Genomic DNA, 17,572 nt, shown 5'->3' with positions numbered 1-17,572 from the left:
GCGCGCGCGCAATGAACGTGCTGGTGCTCGGGGCCAGCTATGGCCTCCTGCCAGCGATCAAGCTGGCGCTGGCCGGGCATGCCGTAACCGTAGTGGGTCGTGAGGACGAGATAGCCGCGATGGCCGATGGGCCGGTGCAGCTTGAAATGGCGATGCGCCGCACGGGACAGCGGATCGTTCTGGCCGCTCCGCTGGTCGCTCACCCAACCCCGGGAAGCCTGACGCTGCGCACACCGGCCGGTGCCGCTCCAGAGCAGGCCGATTTCGCGCTGCTGGCGATGCAGGAGCCGCACTTTGCGGCACCCGCGGTGGCCGCGCTGATGGCGCGGATCGCGGCTGCGCGGGTGCCGTGCCTGTCGCTGATGAACCTGCCACCACCGACATTTCTGGCGCGGCTGGATAGTGTCCCGGAATCAGCATTGGAGGGCGTATACAGCGCGCCACAGGCATGGGCTGGCCTTGATCCCGCGCTGATCAGCGTGGCAAGCCCGGATGCGCAGGCGCTGCGACTGGACGGCACCCGGCCCGGCGTTCTGACCGTAACCCTGGCGTCCAACTTCAAGGCCGCGCCGTTCGCCGATCACGCTGCACAGTCCCTGCTGGAGAGGCTGGCGCGCGACATGTCACACTTGCATGTGCTGTCGGCAGGGGAACCGGTCCGTCCGCCGGTTGCACTCATCGCCGCAACCTCACGCCACGTGCCGCTGGTCAAATGGCCGATGCTCCTGGCGGGAAATTGCCGCAGCGTCACCCGGGCGGAACCACGGCCGATCGCTGAGGCGATCCACGCTGACCTGCCTGCCAGCCGCGCCTTATACGATGCAGTGTCCGATCTGGTGCTCCGGCTTGGCGCCCGGCCGGCCGATCTGGTGCCGTTTGACACCTATGCGCGAGCCGCAGCGCAGCTTACCCGCCCGTCTTCCATCGCGCGCGCATTGGATAGCGGCGCGAAGGAGGTAGAACGGATCGACCGGTTGGTATTGAACCTCTTGCGGCACCATGGCCGGGATGTTGCCCCGGTGGCGGAGATTTCCTCGTTGATTGACGCCCTGCTGGAGGCCAACCGCAGCCCCGGACACCACGGCTGACCGCTGCCGGTCAACACGCCCGGAAATGGTGAAATGGGTGCTGTCAGTCTGGTCGCAGCGCAACTTCGATTGGCGGAGTTCGTGCTAACCCAGCAGAGCCCCTGAAATCTCATCCGGTCGGGTCCCATCCCCGGCGGGTTGGGATCATGGAGATGGGACCCTCGGATGTCGTCGATTTGGGGCAAACGACACCCGTTTCCGGACGGCTTGCTCAGTCGTTGTCGGCTTCAGGACTGCCTGCGCCAGTGCGGTTCGATGACGGCGCGGAAGGGCCATCGCTCTGCCTGGTGCGCTGCGCACCCTCGAGCGCCATTGCTATACAGGCAGCCTTCAGTTCCGGGGACGCCTGTGACCCCAGAACATCGTCAAGGCTGCCGAGAACGACGAGCTTGGTGCTGGCTTTCCCCGACACGGTGGGAAGCTTACCCTTGTTTGGCTCGGTCAATTTGCTTGCTCCTTGATGAGGATGGGCATTGGCCTGTGACTGCGGCTGCGTCAGATGAGCTTGTTCTGGGCCATGCTGAAGACGCAGCCCCGGGCGACAATGCAGTGATCGACCAGCTTGATGTCGAGCGAGGCCGTGAGTTGCCTCAGGCGCTCGGTGGCATCGCGATCCATGGTGCTTGGCGTTGCAGAACCGGACGGGTGATTGTGCGCCACGATCAGACCGAAGGCACCCAAATCAAGGGCCCGATGAAGCAGATAGCGCAGCCGGACCGAAAGACTATCGCGGGACCCTTGCGACACGCGTTCGTCTCTTATGAATCGGTCATCACGATCCAGGTAGATTGCCTGGAGGCGCTCCTCGGCAGGGTTGTCCAGCTCCGCGATCAGGTAGTCGCGAAAGGCCGGGTTCAACGGGCTGACCCGCTCGCTGACCAACTCCTCCAGGGTACTTATCCGGATCAGTTCGCGGCAGGCGATCACGGCATCGGCAACAGATGGATCCTGCTTCAGGGCTTCCCGGAGCGCATCGGGCGAGGCATTGATTATTCCGGATATCGACCCGAAGCGGCCAATCAGTGTCTCGGCGAAATCATCTGACCGGCTGCCCAAAAGCGGCGTCAGGACTCCCGCCAGGACCGGTAAGTGCCGTAGATTTGCGTTCGGCGACGATGAGCGACAAGTCCGGCCGAGAAGGCCAGCACCTGGATATAGGACGGAGCGTGGACCAGCAGGAAATAGGCGATCGGCGGGACCTGTGAATCCAGTTCCCGGCCAAGGTGCATCAACGTCGCGATCAGTTGTGCGGCAAGCATCCATAACGGGTAAATCCGGTTTGCCCTGATCGCCAACCGCATCAGCAGAACCAGCACGACAAGATCGATTGCCATCAGGCCAAGGTCGATCTTGTCGTACACACCGCTCCGTCCGGCGAGATTGTGGTAGACGAGAAACACCACCACCATCGCGGACAGGATTGCTCCGGCCTGCTTTTCAGGGCCGGCTCCCCGCGCGAAAGCGTAAGCTGTCAGCGCGAAGATGATCAGGTATTGAATATAGGCTCGGTACTCGACGAGGAGAGTGTGGATCACCAGCCGCCGATCGGCGACAATCCAGACCCTCCCCCGATCATGCGCTCTCGGCGACCTTGGCGACTTCGGTTGCGGGACAGCGCCCGGGTGTGTCGGGCAAGGCGGTGATCTTCGTGAAATCATCGCGCAGCGACTTGTGAACACGGGTCAGGTTGCTCATCGCATCGACCATGTGCCGCTGGGCTTCCTGCAAGCGGATGAGGGCGGTCTGGCCCTGGTATTGGGGCACGTCCGTATCGAGCCGGACATTCATCATGCTCACGTTCAGCCGCGCAAGGGCGCGCAGGCTTTCATTGGTCATCCGCTCGGCTTCCTCGAGGTCCCGTGCCACGCGGGCCCCTGCGATTTCGACAGTCAACATGCGTAATCCTCCTGCAGTTCGATACAGGGGCACTCGTGCAGGTAGATGACAGCGCGTCACACCAGCTCGCCGATCTCCGATGCAACCGCCAACAGGACCAGGCAGAGCACCAGCATGCCGAGGGCTAATCCCACGGCGGCCAGCATCCGGTTGAGCGCGGCGCTTCGACCTTCCAGCACCCCCGGAACTACAGCCGGCTCAGACTGCGACCCCCACGGCGCCGCGACCTCGAAAGGGATCGCATCGCCGAGGAACATGTCCTCCACCGACTGGTTCCGGTGATCTGTCTGCTCACCGGGAAGCGATGCGGATAGCTGAAAGGATTTACCGGTAAGATCGTTACAGGCTGCCTGGCCGGGGCGCCACAGCGGATCATCGGGGCATTCGACACGCGCGGTGGTACCGTTGCTTTCCTGTCCAAGCGACTTGAGATAGCTGCGGTAGGTTCGCGCAAGGTCCTTGCGAAGCACCCCGCCGGCCTTGCGGCGGACCGTTTCGATGCGCTGAACCGCAGCACTTTCGGAAATGCCGAGACTGCGGGCGATTTCCTTGCTGGTGCGCCCCTCGCCAAGCAAAGCCATCGTCTGCCTCTGCCGCTCGGAGAGGGAATCGAACACTTCAAACAGAGGGGAACTGGGCGTTGTCATTGTGCGTAGCGCTTTTGCGGCGGGGGGTGCCTCAGGGCAAGATAGCGTGTCGAGCCAGAATTGGAAAGTTAAGCGAAGAGCACCCGTCGCGTCTGAGCGGCTGTCAACCTAGCTGAAAGGCTAGGCCAGGGCGATGGTCGACCGGTCAAGCGCCGGGTGCATGGTCGCCAAAAGGCCGCCTATCTACGGGGCAGTAGTTTGGTGACTTTTCCGTCCCTGTCTCGCCGCCGGTTAAAGGCAATGATTCCAGAAGCTTGCGCACCTGATCGTTGAGCGCATCAAAGTCCAACTCGCTTGCAAGCTGTACGGCAAGTTCGCCAAACCGATGCCCTTGCGGGAACTTGCCACTCGCCATTGCGAATCCTCAAGGATTGCCGCTCTCAGGCGCTACCACAGCAAAGCGGTCATGTAGCGTCGAGTATGACACTGTATCGAGAGCGTAGCTGGGGGAGCGGCCGCACGTGTGCAGATTGCCCCCCAGAAGCTCCCGACCCGGAGGAAACATCGGGGCACGGCCGGAAGGTGATCCTCTAACCCTGCAGGAACCGAGAATTGCCTGTGATGTTGCGGCGCAATTGCAGGCGCAGACCTGCCGCGTGTCAGGCGAAGGCGGCCAATAGAGCCTTTGGCGAATAAGGTTACCGCCCACAACCGCCCCAACGTGCTGGACGGCCGGGACGGGGTAGAGATCGTGGTCGAGGATGAAGGCACGGGTATGACTGCCGAGGCGATCGAGAAGGCGTTCGAACCGTTCTTCACCACCAAGGAGGTTGGCCGCGGCACGGGTCTGGGCCTCAGCCAGGTTCACGGCTTCATCAAAGCCGCCGGAGGCACGGTTTCGATTGCCAGCGAAATCGGCAGCGGCACCCATATCCATCTGCTCCTCCCCCGGGCGGACCGGGAAACCGCAGCCATTGGTAATACGACCGAAGGGCCGGGCGCAGACTTGACCGGGAAAAAGGTGCTTCTGGTGGAAGACGATCCGGCCCTGAACGAGCTTATCGGGCAGATGCTGGAAGAGCGGGGGTGCAAGGCTTCATCTGCCCGGTCGGGCAGCGACGGCTTGCACATGATCAGGAGTGAGAGTTTCGATATCGTGCTGTCCGACATGGTCATGCCCGGGCCCCTGGGGGGTCTCAACCTGGCACGGGAGGCACGCAAGCAGCATCCCGACCTGCCGATCGTGCTGATGACCGGCTTCAGCGAAGCAGCAAGAGCCGCTGTCTCCGAGGGCTTCCCTCTGCTGCGCAAGCCCTTCAGGGTCCCGGAAATGGAGAAGGCATTCACCCCCCTGCTAAGAATGGGGAAATGACAGCGCCACGATGACCGACTGTGCCGCGCAAAGCCGTCTGTTCCGCGCCTTTGCGCGGGTCGCCTGTTAACGGAGACAAGTTATCGGGATGTCTGGCGGAGAGGGTGTCCGATTAAAAATCCAGATAATCACTTGATCTAACGCCATATTTACTAGCCATAAAAGTAACAGACCCTCACATAGACCCACATTTTCATGCGGTTGCGGTCGGACATTCTAGGACCCACAGCCCTCGCATCGCCGCTAAATTCCGATATCCAATGCCTTGCTCTTCTCTCGCTGGAGCTCTTCCCGTGATCGCGAAGGTGTCTCAGTTTCATGCCCCCTGGCAGATCCCGTAAGCGCTGCAGCTCGCAATCTCTCCGTCACCTCCAGCGCCGAAGCCTTGTCACCCTTGTTTTCCGCCATCGCCCCACCGAGCCGCGAAGCGCTGTCAATCACCAGGGTCAAATGATCACGCAGACGGGTCACGGTTACGAGGAAGGTCTTCTGGTTGGCCAGATTGCGCTCGCGGCTGTCCATGACTGCAATCCCGCGATCCGAGGTCAGCCCTTGTGCCATATGGGCATTGAGCGCGTAGGCGAGATCGAGCCGTTTGAGCATGGGATCGTCGGCTTTGAACTCGACACGGTCACCCTTTGCCGTCTCCACCGTCACGCGGTTAACTTCGATAGCAAGGATTGTGGCACGGTCGGCGTTGAACAAGCCGCGCTCGTGATCGTTGCGGGTCCAGCGAATTCGGTCACCACGATGAAGCTCGAGCTGGCGCTCCTCGTGCAAGGCAAGATTGTCGTCTTTGCCGGTATTCCTGACCTGTGACGGGCGGAGCCGATGCAGCCGCCCATCCATGTCGATCAGCCGGACGGTGCCCTTGGCCGCGTCGATGGCATCCACCTTGTACTCGCCGCGTTTGAGGCCGAGCGAGCGCTCCCTTTTTGTGACCTCGAGCACCATGCCCGGGCGATATGCAGCAGGATAGCGCAGTTCCTCGCGGGTCAGATTGGCCCGATCGAGCACGCCCAGCGTGATCGTTTCGGGGCCGATATCGCGATTGGCGAGGAGGCCTCGCTGGACTGCTTCGTTTACCGCGGACCGTATGCGGCGGCCCGAGGCGAAGATCATCGTCTGGTCCCGTTCGGCAGGCGACAGCGCTAGCCAGCGTTCGGCGGCAACGATCGCCCCCTCCCCTTTGGTTTCGACTGTATACTCCCTGAGGTGGTCGAGAGCGGCATGGACCAGACCAGCCTGGGCGGCAGCCTGTGCCTGCCGCAGCACCGGATCACGCCCGCGCAGGTTGACCGACATCTCGGCTTTGGCGATCCCGCCCTGCTGGAGCAGCGCGAACGGTTTGCCGGCATCGACTGCCCCCAACTGCTTGTCATCGCCCATCAGGACCAGACGATGGACTCCGGCGAGATTGGCGATGCGGATCAGCCGTTCCTTGTCGGCGTTCGAGACCATCGAAGCCTCGTCGAGAACCAGCACATGATCGCCCAGCGCTGCTTTCGCCTCGGCCTGATGGGAGCCAGGTCCCGGATCGTCGATCAGCTTGCCCCAGTCCTTGAGGAACCGAGAAAGCGTCTGCGAACGGAGGCCCGTGTCCCGCTCGAGCATCTGGACCAGCGTGTTCTGCACCGCGAGTCCGATCACCGGATGTCCCTGCTCGGCGAGCACTTCGGCCACGGGCTTCAGCACGCTCGACTTGCCCGCTCCGGCAACACCCTGGATCGCGATGATACGATCGCTCGAGGTCAGGATAAGCCGGGCGGCCGAGAGCTGGCCCTCGTTGAGAGACAAGCCGTGGTTGATCGCTGCCGAAGCCTGCACGCGCTCGACAGCCTCCGTGTCGGTCAGGGACGGCGCTATTGCCCCACGCCCTTCCCCGGCGAACGCCAGGATACGGGTCTCCAGTTCGACCGCCTCGCGGCTCGCCAACCAACCCTTGTGTGCGCCCTTCCCTTCGATCAATTGGCCGGTTCGAACCAGCGCGCCAACCGCGCGTTCGACATGATTGATGGTCGTCGGCAGGCCAAAGTCGAGTGCAGCCTTGTAGAGCGCCACACGCTCGAAGCCGGCTTCACGCTGCGAGAGATGGCGCACGCCCGAGGCGACCGCCTGGGCTGCGGCAATGCTCTGCCGATCACCTTTCACCACGGCGGATGGAACCAGCTTATCGCGGGTGTCGCCGCGAATACGGGCAGCGAACTCGGCGAGCAGCGCCCTCCCCCGCTCGATCAGATTGGCGGGACGGCTTGCTGCCTTGTCTTGTTGCCCGGACTTGAGCAGCGCCGCCGCGACCAGCGGCTTGAGATCGAGACCCACGTCTTGCGCAGCCGCCTCCCATCGTTCTCCGAGAACTCCCCTGTCGACCACGCCGTCTTTTGGTGCACGGGTAGCCAATGCCGCGATCCGTCCGGCTTCGAGGCCGTGTCCCTGCCTCGCCGCGAGCACTTCCTGCCGCCTGGTGGAGAACGCCATCAGCTGCTCGCTGGTGATCCCCCTCGCCTCAAAGTTGCCGTGCTTTAGGGTTGGCCCGACCTCATAACCCAGCTTCTCAATGCTGGTGCGAAAGCGCGCCATGGCGATCGAGTTGAGCAGGGTGTTGAGCGACCAGAGCTTGTCATTCTTGAGAGTGCGCCACACCCCATCAGGCCCGCGCGTGACGTTGGCGACAACCGCATGGAAATGCAGGTTCGGCTCCTGGTTGCGGTTGGTGTCGTGCTGGAACAGGCCGATCGCGAGGTTGCCGGTGGCAACGGTTCGCAGCTTGCCCTGCTCGACAAGCCGGGTCTCGGCGGCATTCCTTTCGGCCCAGGCGAGCGTCTCGATGACCGCTTCGCGATAGGCCTCGATGATCCGCTGGTCCTTGCCGACCAGCGCCAGCAGCGACCAGCTCTTGGGCAGCGAGAAAGTCAGATCGGTGCCCGCACGGTGCCTCTGCCCGGGATTGCCGACACTGCTCCCGTCGGGCAGTTCGCCGCGCAGCAGAGCATCGAAGACGGCGGTCTCGACCTCGCCCTTGAGGCCTAGCAAGTCTGCGCATTTACCGAGCCATTGGCCCGAGCGGTCCGCATCGACGCGGGCATAGTAATTGTCGGCGGCAAAGTAGCTGGCAGCGGCCGAGGCCGAGCGGACGTTGGCAACGGACAGCATCGATCATGGATCCTGGTCAGCCCTCCCGGCCCCTCCCTGCCCGATCAGATCTCGGGATCGACATTGCCGATGTCGTGAGCCTGGTCCGGCTTCGAAGCACCGCCAAGCAAGGCGCGTTGCTGCTCCTCGTGCTGGCGCTGTTCGGCCTTGTTGCGGCCCTTTGAAGCCTCATTGGCGGCCTGCGGATCGGGAGCATCGGTCCGGGATGAACCAATGCGATTGGCTGGCTCTGCCTTCGCCTCACCCAGTGGCAACTCGCACTGAGCCGCCCCCTCCTTCTTTCCGGCAGGCGTGGCGTTACTGGCGACCTTCCCGGCAACCCGGGCCTGATCGTCGAGGATGGTCTTGTGTCGATCTTTCGGTCCGCCCTTTGGCTGGCGCTCGTTCCGCTTTGGCAAAACCTGTCTGCCTGATGCGCGCACCTTCTGCTTGTTAGCGGGCGCCTGACGCTTGCCTGCCATACGCCGCGGGTCGCTGCCTTCGTCAGCGCTTTCGTCGCCATGATCGCCATTGTGATCGCCATCATGATGATGACCATCATCGCGCTGATAAGCGCCCATGGTAGCCCCAGTCTGACGACCAACGGGCCGCTTTGTGTCCGGCGATGGCGTTTCCAGATCGCGGGCAATAAACCCCTCAGCCACGCGCGGCCATTTGCGCGGGGACAGGGTAACGGGCGCCGCCGGAAAGCCGTCGGGGAACTTGATGAACCCCGACAGACTTGGCAGCTCCATGAACTCGTCGGGCAACAGCAGCGGCACGACCTGGCGGCGCGGGGTCAGGCTGACCGCATCGCGGGCATTGTTATAGCCATAGCTGTAGCCTTCCTCCATTTCCCGCACCTCGCGGTGTCCGATGACATCGGAACACCAGGTCGCTGTCTCGCGATCGGAGGTCGCAAGGATCAGCTTGGTGCGCGAGAGCGACGACAAGGTCATGGCCATGTTCTCGCCGTAGACGTCCTTCAGCTTGGCGAAGGCGTGGACCCCGGTGACGATGGCGCCGCCAAAATTGCGCGCGGTCTGGAGGCCCTTCTCGAGTGATGGCAGGCGGTGCAACGCCCCGAGCTCGTCGATCAGGAACCACAGCTTGACGTCTCGCGTGCGCCTGCCGGTCATCAGCGTGTTGATTGCGGTATCAAGCCACAAGGTGAGCAACTGCGAGAGCACACTCATGTCGACATAGCGCGCTGAGAGAAACAGCAGCGAGCCGGCCTCGCCCTCGCCGCGCACCCATTGGCGGACCGAGAATGGCGCGCCGTCGGCGGGCAACATCTGCATCGCCTTGGCGTTGACGTTGAACACCGCGCGCACCGATTCCGCCATCTTGGCAGCGGTCGGCGTGGTGATAGGACCCGCCATGGTATCCTCGAGCAGCTTGTGCAGATCGGTGAGGTCGGCGTTCATCAGTTCGTCGGCGAGCGCCTGGTTGCTGCCTCGCCCTTCAGCCGCGAGCTTGACGCAGGTCTCGACAAACATGGTGCGCGCGGCGAGCACCCAGAACTGCTCGGAACCGCCGCCATCGTGAGGCACGAGGGACTCGGCTGCGGCATGGAACTCGGTGCGCGTGGTGCAGTCGTTGAACACGCTCCAGGCCGGACACCGGGCATCGAGCGGGTTCAATATCACGTCGGTATCGGCATCGTAGAATGTCTCGATAAAGGCCCCCGTGAGATCAAAAATGACTGCCCGCTCTCGTCTTTTGCGGATCTCGGCGACCAGCTCGGTGAGGGCCACGGTCTTGCCCGTCCCGGTAGTCCCGACGAGCATGGTGTGGCTCTGTTCGCGGCGCCACGGCCAGGTCACCCCGGCAAGATGCGCGGGCGCGTAATAGCCTGCCTCATGCAGGGCTTTGGCCCCGACAAGCCGCCAGCGCCAGCCAAGGCTGTCACCATATTCGGCGGCGCGCTCGCGAGCGTTATGGCGGGCAAGCTCATCCTCGAGTTCGGGCAGAGTGACGAGCGAGGCGCCGCGCACGTGCTTCTTCTGCTTCGAGCGTTCGCCGAAGCGTTCGGCAAACCACCAGAAGAAGGCGAACAGCGGCAGGAGCACCACGCCCGCAATGACGAGCGCGGAGCGCACCGCGTTGGCGAAGGCGGCGGCAGCCTCGCGCATCGGGGGATAGTCGGTGATGACCCGCATCGGGAACGACACCAAATCGCCATTGCCCAGTTTGAGGTGCACGAGTTTGTCGGGATCGAACTCCAAGAAGGTATAGGCCGAGACGTAGACATGCATCCACAGGAGGTAGACCTGGTGTTCGGACAGGCTGGTCTTTACTTCCCACCAGGTAAGCCCAAGCATGAGGGTAATGGTGAGGAACAGCGGGCCCTTGAGCCCTGCGGCAAACATGAAGCCGAAGTGGCCGAGGAGCTGGCTGCCACGGGTGAAGTTGACGAGACTATGCTTCATCGTTGCCTCCCTTGGCGGGAGCGGCAATGAGGCCCAGCGCTGCGAGCCGGCGGTGGTAAGCAGCGAGCGTACGTTCACGCAAAGCCGGGTCGTCATGGTGCATCAGAAGGGCGTCGAGCGCGACGGTCATGAACACCAGTTGCCGCGTCGGATCGGTACCTGACGAGCGCGAAGCAGGGTCACTTTCGCGGTTCCAGGCGGCGACCAGTAGGTCGCGCATGACCACGCTGACGCTGGTCTCCTTGAGGCGCGCCTGCTCCCTGATCCAGTCCGCAATCAGCGGCGGAACATAGGTCTGGATTTTCGTATAATGCTGCATTGTACCAAGCTCCTTGAACAACAAGAAACCTGGTCCACCCTGCGGAAGGCGAGGATCACTCTACGCAGCAGTCGACCTGTAGGAAAACGAAAAGTTCGCGTTTAACTTCAATGCCTTCGATGACGATGATCCTCTGGCGGATCATGGCGGCGGATCATGGATCGCCCGGGGATCAGTTACTGCACACCCTGAAAATCGCATCCATCCTGTTGAAGATAAACACAAATACACGGCAGCACCGCTGCGTACGGTGTGCCTGTCAAGTTCCCAATTGCGCGGACGTCTCCAGTAGCTCGCCAGTCCCGTTCAATAGATTGTTTTTGCGCTCTTATTTTCGGAGCGAGAGCAAACGGGCGTTGCTGGGACAACGCGAGATTTTAGCCCAAAATTGCTCTGGGCTACAAACTGGCCTTACATCGGCGGAAATCGTGGTCGGCTGAATGCGTTAGGTCGATCTCCACAACCATCTGGAAACCAATCACAAAGCACCCCGGATTGGTGTCGCGGCGGGGACCAGATAGCATTCACCAGACGCGTTGATGTCGGACACCACGTGCGGTTCTTCACGTCCCTTTCCACCGAGGTCAGGTTCGGCATATTGGTCAACAGTTGCGGCTCGGCGAACAAGAAAAAAGGGCAGGAGCCGTTGCCGACCCCTGCCCTCTTCGTGCGGTCAGAACTCGTCTGACATCGCCCCGTGGATTGTGTGCACCACGCGCGCTGCAAGGTGCGCCGGAAGAGCGTTGTAGTCGCCCTCGTCCAAGGCAAAATATCCAAGGCGCTTTTCCTCAACGATGTGCTGATCGAAGAAACTGTGCAGCGCCCGACGTTCCGCCACAGCCAGTGCAGCAAAGTAGCGATCCGAAGTCGAGGTGCGTTGAAATTGCGTAGCCATTGTATCCTCCTGATGTCTGCCGTTGACGGCAGGAGCAGGACGGATGGGCGTGCGGCCGGCGGGTCAGGGATCGCCCCACGGGCGACCGCGATAGCGGCGGTAGGGGTAACGATTTTGTCGGACCTTAGCGCAGCGAAGGGGAGGCAAAATGGGGGGACCCTGCCGTCCTTGACGCGCCGGTTGCACGCCCATCAGAATAGGACAACCGTGAGCCAAGCCCCCTCCCCCGCCAGAGAGTTCGAACAACAAAAGAAGGGCGCTGTCCGGTCTGGACAGCGCCCTTCTGAGGGGGATCGATGATGATGATGGATATCAGTCGATATCGGGAGCGTCGGTGTTGTCGTTGTCGTCACCCGAGCCGTTGCCGCGGGAGAGGAAGTCGACCTTGTCGGCGAGGATCTCGGTACCATAGCGGGTGACCCCGTCCTTGTCCTCCCACTGGGTGTAGTGGATGCGGCCCTGGACGCTGACCAACTGACCCTTGGAGCAGTACTGACCGACTGTCTTGGCGAGGCCGTTGAAGCAGGTCACCCGGTGGAACTCGCTTTCCTTGGCGGTGTAGCCGTTCTCGTCCTTGTAGGTCTTGCCGTCCTTGTCGCGTGCGGGGCGATCGGTGACGACGGTGATCCCGGTGACATTGGTGCCGCCCTTGGTCTCGCGGGTATCGGGATCGCGGGCGATGCGGCCGGTGAGGATTGCGATATTGGTCATGATGAAAGTTCCTTCAGTTCCTCAAACCGGAGACCATCTCCGGCTTGCGAACATCCAGAAGAAGCAGGGCATGGGAGGACTGCACCGCAGGAGCGAAGCTCCAAGGGAAACCTGTTCATGACGGGTGGTGCGGGCAGGCAGCGCAGCTGCCAACACGGCCGGAAAGGAACGGGTTGCCGTCCTCAGCTGACCTGGTTCAGGACTGTTCGCGAAGAAAGCCGGATGGGTATCGGGTGCGGGTCTGAAGGTGCCAGGAACCTGCCGCAATCAGCTTTCCCCATCGCCCTCCGATGCCGCCAGGAGATCCATGAAGTTGCGCGCCGCCTCCCGGTCTTCTTCGCTTTCGAACGCCACATCGAGATCGGGGGCGGACCCGAACATGTGCAGGAACGACCACAATGCAAAGCGCTTGCCCCGGTCCAATTCTGGCTCGGCTTGCGTCGGCATTGCGCCGCAATTGCGGACCGAAGCGGCCAAATTCAAAGCTCCTGCAAGCGGACGTTCTTCATCGGTGGTCACCGTTCGAGCGATCGATTGTCATCACAGCACTAAAACCTCCGTCGCGTTCGAAGTGAAGTAATCCGGCGTTCGCCGCCACGGCACGCTGTGCGATTGCGAGGCCAAGCCCCGATCCGGCTGTGCTGCGCGCCTCGTTGCCGCGCACGAAGGGATTGAGGAGTCGCGCCTCCGCGCTGGCGGGAAAGCCCGGTCCGGCATCGGTGACCCTGATCTCGACGCCTGCATCATCACGGCTCGCCAACACTTTGATCGGCGGTGTCCCGTGGACCAGCGCATTGCGGATGAGATTGCTGAGACCGCGCGTCAGCGCCTCGGCGCGAATGGAGATGGCAAGTTCGGCTGGACAGTCCACCGTGACGACGTCCTTGCCATCCGCCCGAGCCACCGCCTCGGCAAGTACAGGTGCGAGTGTGCAGTCGGCCACCGGCTCGTCCTTGAATCCCCGCGCGAAGTCGAAGAACTGGCCGAGCATGAGATCGATCGTATCGACCTGCCGGTCGCAGCCTTCCAGCAGGTCGGCATCCTCGCCCTTCATCATCGCCAGCGAGAGTCTCAGCTTGGCCAGCGGCGTTCGCAGATCGTGGCTGATCCCGGCGAGCATGATCTCGCGCTCGCGCTCGACCGCGCCCAGTCGCTCGCCCATGCGGTTGAACGAGGCGGACAGCTGGGCGATCTCGGTCGCCCCGTCCTCCAGCAAAGCCGCATGCGGACGCTGCGGATCGAAGGCGTCCGCGGCGCGGGCCACGCGTTCGAGCGGGGCGGACAGGCGCCGTTGCACGAGGAAGCCCGCCAGCGTCGCAGCCACCAGCGTGATCGCCATGACGAGGCTCAGCGTGGTGAAGGGCGTCCACAGGCGCGGGCTTTCCAGCGCCATCCAGTATTGTTCGCCGCCGAGGCGCAGGTGGAGCCACAAGCGGCTGTTCTCGTCCATCCGCCAGGTAATCGACTCCTGTCCGCGCAGGCTCTTGGCGAGCATGCCCAGGTAGGCGCGCTCCAGCATGCGCGGGCGCTTGTTCTCGCCGCGCGGCTCGGCCCCGTCGGGCAGGATGATCGCCGAACGTTGCTGCGCATAATGCTCGATCACGGCGGCCCGCTGTTCGGGCGGTACGGCATCGAGCGTCACCGAGAGGTTGTCGACCATGTCGGCGACGATCGAGGTGGCGCGGTCCAGTTGCGGGCGGATCACGAAGACGGAAACCGCGACGCCCGCAACCAGCTGGGCCATGAGGACCAGTACCACCAGCAGCGCGAAATTACGCCCGAACAGCGAGCGGAACATCACTCGCTGCCCGTGGCCAGCATGTAGCCGGCACCCCAGATGGTCCGCACCCACTGCGGGTTGGCCGGGTCATCGCCGATGGCCTTGCGCAGCCGCGCAATGGCAACGTCGATGGCGCGGTCGGTCACCTCGGCATCGCGGCCGATCGCCCGCTCGACCAGCGTTGCGCGCGACAAAGTGCGCCCCTGCGCTTGGGCCAGGGTACTCAGCAAGGCAAATTCGCGCGAGGACAGCGCGATCTCGGCGCCGTCTCGGCTCAATCGATGCCCGGTCACGTCGAGACTGAAGGGGCCGAAGGCAATCGCCTCCTCGACGACCGACGCACCGGATGGTGTCATCCGGCGGAGGATCGCGGTGGCACGAGCGACGAGTTCACGCGGCAGGAAGGGCTTTGCCAGATAGTCGTCACAGCCCATCTCCAGCCCCAGCACCCGGTCGACCGGATCGCCGCGCGCTGTCAGCATCAGGATCGGGATGCTTTCGCCATCGGCGCGCAGACGGCGAGTGATCGCCAGCCCGTCCTCGCCCGGCATCATCAGGTCGAGCACAAGCAGGTCGGCCGGTTCGCGTCTCAATTCGCGATCCATCTCCGATCCACTGGAGGCAGTGCGAACCTTGAACCCGTGCTCGCTCAGAAAGCGCTGCAACAGGCCGCGAAGTTCGGGATCGTCATCGACGACGAGAAGTCGGGGCGGTTTCGTGCTCATCGCGGCATCTTCTGCCACGTCTTTTCGGGCGTGGCGAGGCGAGGATGTTACGAGATGTTTCAAGCAGCCCGCGCCGTCACAGGCGGTCGCATCTCGCCGGTTTTGCGTCATTTCCTCGATACACCTGTGTGGTGAAAGACCCCTGTCAGCAGGGCCATGGCGGTCCTGCCCGAACACAAGCAGGAGTACCCGAGATGAAGACCTTCAAGATGATGACCGCCGTTGCCGCCATGGCCGCGATGATGGTGGCGGGCACCGCCGATGCGCAGCAGGCCCGCATCAAGGCGCGCGGCCAGAACGGTACCGTAACCGCTGCCGCAAATGCCAATGGTGGCGCCGTGGTCCGCGGTCGCGGCAAGGTCGAGAATGCCGATGGCTCCACGACCGTGGCGAGCGGCGGCGCACGCCGCACTGCTGCAGGCGGCCGCGCCGTTCGCGCCGGCACTGCGACCTATGACGAGACGACCGGCGCCTATTCCTCGCAGCGCGGCGCGGCCGTGCAGGCGGCGAACGGTGCGACTGCAACCACCCAGTCGAGCACCAGCGGCACCCGTGGCGAGGGCTTTACCCGCAGCGGCTCGACCTCTGCCAATGGCGAGCAGGGCAGTGCCTCGACCAGCAGCAATTACACCCGCAATGCCGACGGCAGCTGGGCCGGCGGCAGCGACACGACGATCACCGGCAATGCCTCGGGCATCACCTATAACGGTACCACGACCATCGACCCTGCGACCGGCCAGCCGGTCCACAGCTACAGCTGCACCGACGCCAGCGGCGCTGCGGTCACTTGTCCGACGCGTTGATCGCGGGCGATTGCACCAACCCGACACCCGAACGCATGACCCCGGACGGTTTTGTCCCGTCAGCCCCTCCCCCAACCCCGGAGCCGACCGGGGTCATGCACCCGGCCAGAAGCGATTTTCCCAGAAAAGGCATAATCATGAAGACCTTGTTTACTTTGACACTCGTAACGTTGGCCGTCGCCGTCGCACCGATCGCGCAAGCACAGGATGGCTCGCGTATGATGGAGCAGATGGCCAAGGCGGACAGCAACCGCGACGGCAATGTCTCGAAGGCCGAGTTTCTCACCTATCGTGCCCAGCAATTCGATCGGCTCGACCGCGACGACAACGGTGTACTGAGCGACAGCGATCTGCCGCGCATGGCGCGTATCGCGGAAATGATCAGACAGCACACGGCCGCCATGGATGCCGACGGCAATGGTGTGGTCACCCGCAGCGAGTTCGCCAATGGTCCGACCACCGCCTTCGACATGGCCGACACCAACAAGGATAATGTCGTAACTACCTCCGAGTTGCAGGTCGCGCGCGCCACGCTCGAAGATATGGCGAAGAAGCGGTGATGTCTCCCGACTTCATGAGCGGAGCCAACGAATACCGCCCGTTCATACTGGCGCTGGCCCTGGCGTTGGCCCTGGCTGAATTGATCTGGCGGCGTTGGGGCTTGGGACGGGGATATGACCTCGGCTCCGCCGCCGCCAGCCTGGGCGTGATGGTGCTGGGTATTGTGCCCAAGCAGATCGGCGCTCTGGTGTTAGGCACGGTTCTGTTCGCACTTTCGTGGCTGGCGCCATGGCGGATGCCGATGGATGACTGGCGCATATGGGTGGCGTGCTTCCTGGGCGTCGAACTCGCCTATTACTGGTTCCATCGTTGCAGTCATATGATCCGCTGGTTCTGGGCCAATCACGCAGTTCATCACTCCGCCAATGAGTTCGTTTTGCCCAGTGCTTACCGGCTCGGCTGGTTCGGACCGTTGATGGGAAGCTGGCTGTTCTTTGCTCCGCTGGTGCTGATTGGCTTTCCACCAGCGATGGTCATGGGGCTGCTGGGCATCAACCTCCTCTACCAGTACCTGCTCCATACCGAACTGGTCGGACGGCTCGGGCCGCTGGAATGGGTGCTCAACACGCCATCGCACCACCGTGTGCATCACAGCCGGGAGGAGGCCTATCTCGATTGCAATTTCGGCGGCGTGGTGATCGTTTTCGACCGGCTGTTCGGGACGTATCGGGCCGAGCCTGAGGGCCGAAGGCTCGATTACGGTTTGGTGCACCGTTTAGAGAGCAACAATCCCCTGCGGATCGGCCTGCACGAGCTGGGCGCCTTATGGCACGATGTTCTGGTCGTGCCTGGCTGGCGGCAGAAGGTGGCGGTGCTGTTTGCGAGCCCTGCGGACAGCGAAAGGCTGGCCGAGAGTTCTCGTGCATGACCGGTTCGGGACGGTGCCGGGAAGGTCCATGCCTAGGTGGCGCCAGTCACCGATAAAGCGGTGCGGGCAGCATTGAGAGCCAAATGCTGCGGATTGATGTTATACAGCCGCTTTGCGCCCAAATGCGGTCATTTCACGGGCAGAATGCTGATCCCGGAAGCGGTCATTCCGGGAAGACATCTTCACACGATGAACGAGAGCGAATTGCCGAAATTGTGAAGCAGAACTGGCAGGAGCAGGCTTCCGGTGCGCAAACGCAGCCAGACCGCGATAAAGGCTGGGATTGCCGTCAGCGCCATCGTGATGGGATCGAAGGCAAAGCTGTCGTCCGAGAAGCCACAGGCATGTGCCAATCCGAACAGGAAGCACGACAGGACCGCGCCCCATCCCCAATCGACCCGAG

20 protein-coding genes are annotated in these 17,572 nt (G+C 62.9%); 5 read left to right on the top strand and 15 right to left on the bottom strand.

The window, feature by feature from the left end:
- Nucleotides 1–11: 11 nt before the first annotated feature.
- Nucleotides 12–1,088, top strand: a complete 1,077-nt coding sequence (locus GRI99_RS09525) for a ketopantoate reductase family protein (protein ID WP_160771814.1) — start codon at nucleotides 12–14, stop codon at nucleotides 1,086–1,088.
- 211 nt (nucleotides 1,089–1,299) lie between these two features.
- Here the strand turns inward: GRI99_RS09525 and GRI99_RS09520 are convergent, their stop codons facing one another.
- The 6 genes from GRI99_RS09520 to GRI99_RS09495 form a co-directional block, all read right to left on the bottom strand.
- The gene (locus tag GRI99_RS09520) at nucleotides 1,300–1,533 is read right to left on the bottom strand and encodes a hypothetical protein (protein ID WP_160771813.1); all 234 of its coding nucleotides are present in this window, start codon (nucleotides 1,531–1,533) and stop codon (nucleotides 1,300–1,302) included.
- A 50-nt stretch (nucleotides 1,534–1,583) separates the two neighbouring features.
- Nucleotides 1,584–2,144 (bottom strand): JAB domain-containing protein, encoded by a 561-nt coding sequence (locus tag GRI99_RS09515; protein WP_160771812.1) that lies wholly within the window; start codon nucleotides 2,142–2,144, stop codon nucleotides 1,584–1,586.
- An 8-nt stretch (nucleotides 2,145–2,152) separates the two neighbouring features.
- The gene (locus GRI99_RS09510) at nucleotides 2,153–2,623 is read right to left on the bottom strand and encodes a hypothetical protein (protein ID WP_160771811.1); all 471 of its coding nucleotides are present in this window, start codon (nucleotides 2,621–2,623) and stop codon (nucleotides 2,153–2,155) included.
- 37 nt (nucleotides 2,624–2,660) lie between these two features.
- The gene (locus tag GRI99_RS09505) at nucleotides 2,661–2,984 is read right to left on the bottom strand and encodes a hypothetical protein (RefSeq protein WP_160771810.1); all 324 of its coding nucleotides are present in this window, start codon (nucleotides 2,982–2,984) and stop codon (nucleotides 2,661–2,663) included.
- A 56-nt stretch (nucleotides 2,985–3,040) separates the two neighbouring features.
- A complete protein-coding gene (locus GRI99_RS09500) occupies nucleotides 3,041–3,631 on the bottom strand; it encodes a helix-turn-helix domain-containing protein (protein ID WP_160771809.1) in 591 nt (196 codons plus the stop codon).
- Between the two features lie 145 nt (nucleotides 3,632–3,776).
- Nucleotides 3,777–3,986: a hypothetical protein gene (locus GRI99_RS09495; protein ID WP_160771808.1), complete on the bottom strand. Its 210-nt coding sequence runs from the start codon at nucleotides 3,984–3,986 to the stop codon at nucleotides 3,777–3,779.
- Between the two features lie 306 nt (nucleotides 3,987–4,292).
- Between GRI99_RS09495 and GRI99_RS09490 the strand changes: the two genes are divergently transcribed.
- Nucleotides 4,293–4,943 (top strand): response regulator, encoded by a 651-nt coding sequence (locus GRI99_RS09490; RefSeq protein WP_160771807.1) that lies wholly within the window; start codon nucleotides 4,293–4,295, stop codon nucleotides 4,941–4,943.
- A gap of 243 nt (nucleotides 4,944–5,186) precedes the next feature.
- Here the strand turns inward: GRI99_RS09490 and mobF are convergent, their stop codons facing one another.
- From mobF to GRI99_RS09455, 8 genes are all read right to left on the bottom strand, one after another.
- The gene (mobF, locus tag GRI99_RS09485) at nucleotides 5,187–8,096 is read right to left on the bottom strand and encodes a MobF family relaxase (protein ID WP_160771806.1); all 2,910 of its coding nucleotides are present in this window, start codon (nucleotides 8,094–8,096) and stop codon (nucleotides 5,187–5,189) included.
- Between the two features lie 44 nt (nucleotides 8,097–8,140).
- On the bottom strand, nucleotides 8,141–10,507 hold the full coding sequence (locus GRI99_RS09480) for a type IV secretion system DNA-binding domain-containing protein (protein WP_160771805.1): 2,367 nt from the start codon (nucleotides 10,505–10,507) through the stop codon (nucleotides 8,141–8,143).
- Nucleotides 10,497–10,826: a hypothetical protein gene (locus tag GRI99_RS09475; protein ID WP_160771804.1), complete on the bottom strand. Its 330-nt coding sequence runs from the start codon at nucleotides 10,824–10,826 to the stop codon at nucleotides 10,497–10,499. The genes GRI99_RS09480 and GRI99_RS09475 overlap by 11 nt, the downstream gene beginning before the upstream one ends.
- A 673-nt stretch (nucleotides 10,827–11,499) precedes the next feature.
- On the bottom strand, nucleotides 11,500–11,721 hold the full coding sequence (locus GRI99_RS09470) for a hypothetical protein (RefSeq protein ID WP_160771803.1): 222 nt from the start codon (nucleotides 11,719–11,721) through the stop codon (nucleotides 11,500–11,502).
- Between the two features lie 312 nt (nucleotides 11,722–12,033).
- Nucleotides 12,034–12,432 carry a single-stranded DNA-binding protein gene (locus tag GRI99_RS09465; RefSeq protein WP_160771802.1) on the bottom strand — a complete coding sequence of 133 codons (399 nt, stop codon included), beginning with the start codon at nucleotides 12,430–12,432 and terminating at the stop codon, nucleotides 12,034–12,036.
- Nucleotides 12,433–12,699: 267 nt separating this feature from the next.
- Nucleotides 12,700–12,909 carry a hypothetical protein gene (locus GRI99_RS18485; protein ID WP_237438275.1) on the bottom strand — a complete coding sequence of 70 codons (210 nt, stop codon included), beginning with the start codon at nucleotides 12,907–12,909 and terminating at the stop codon, nucleotides 12,700–12,702.
- A gap of 28 nt (nucleotides 12,910–12,937) precedes the next feature.
- Nucleotides 12,938–14,230 (bottom strand): ATP-binding protein, encoded by a 1,293-nt coding sequence (locus GRI99_RS09460; RefSeq protein WP_160771801.1) that lies wholly within the window; start codon nucleotides 14,228–14,230, stop codon nucleotides 12,938–12,940.
- On the bottom strand, nucleotides 14,230–14,937 hold the full coding sequence (locus tag GRI99_RS09455; RefSeq protein WP_160771800.1) for a response regulator: 708 nt from the start codon (nucleotides 14,935–14,937) through the stop codon (nucleotides 14,230–14,232). Before GRI99_RS09455 ends, GRI99_RS09460 begins: the two co-directional genes overlap by 1 nt.
- Nucleotides 14,938–15,131: 194 nt before the next feature.
- Between GRI99_RS09455 and GRI99_RS09450 the strand changes: the two genes are divergently transcribed.
- The 3 genes from GRI99_RS09450 to GRI99_RS09440 all read left to right on the top strand — a co-directional run bounded on the left by GRI99_RS09450 (nucleotide 15,132) and on the right by GRI99_RS09440 (nucleotide 17,169).
- Nucleotides 15,132–15,740, top strand: coding sequence for a hypothetical protein (locus GRI99_RS09450; protein ID WP_160771799.1), 609 nt, complete (start codon nucleotides 15,132–15,134; stop codon nucleotides 15,738–15,740).
- A 137-nt stretch (nucleotides 15,741–15,877) separates the two neighbouring features.
- Complete coding sequence (locus tag GRI99_RS09445; protein ID WP_160771798.1) at nucleotides 15,878–16,300, top strand: EF-hand domain-containing protein; 423 nt, start codon at nucleotides 15,878–15,880, stop codon at nucleotides 16,298–16,300.
- Nucleotides 16,300–17,169, top strand: coding sequence for a sterol desaturase family protein (locus GRI99_RS09440; RefSeq protein WP_237438257.1), 870 nt, complete (start codon nucleotides 16,300–16,302; stop codon nucleotides 17,167–17,169). Before GRI99_RS09445 ends, GRI99_RS09440 begins: the two co-directional genes overlap by 1 nt.
- Nucleotides 17,170–17,351: 182 nt before the next feature.
- On the opposite strand, the gene GRI99_RS18700 is transcribed toward GRI99_RS09440, so the two are convergent.
- Nucleotides 17,352–17,522, bottom strand: coding sequence for a CPBP family glutamic-type intramembrane protease (locus tag GRI99_RS18700; RefSeq protein ID WP_230292605.1), 171 nt, complete (start codon nucleotides 17,520–17,522; stop codon nucleotides 17,352–17,354).
- Nucleotides 17,523–17,572 lie beyond the last annotated feature (50 nt).

It is taken from the genome of Alteraurantiacibacter buctensis, assembly GCF_009827655.1.
GTDB lineage: Bacteria > Pseudomonadota > Alphaproteobacteria > Sphingomonadales > Sphingomonadaceae > Alteraurantiacibacter > Alteraurantiacibacter buctensis.
The sequence above is the reverse complement of the archived record's forward strand: the minus strand, read 5'-3'. Positions and strand labels throughout refer to the sequence as shown.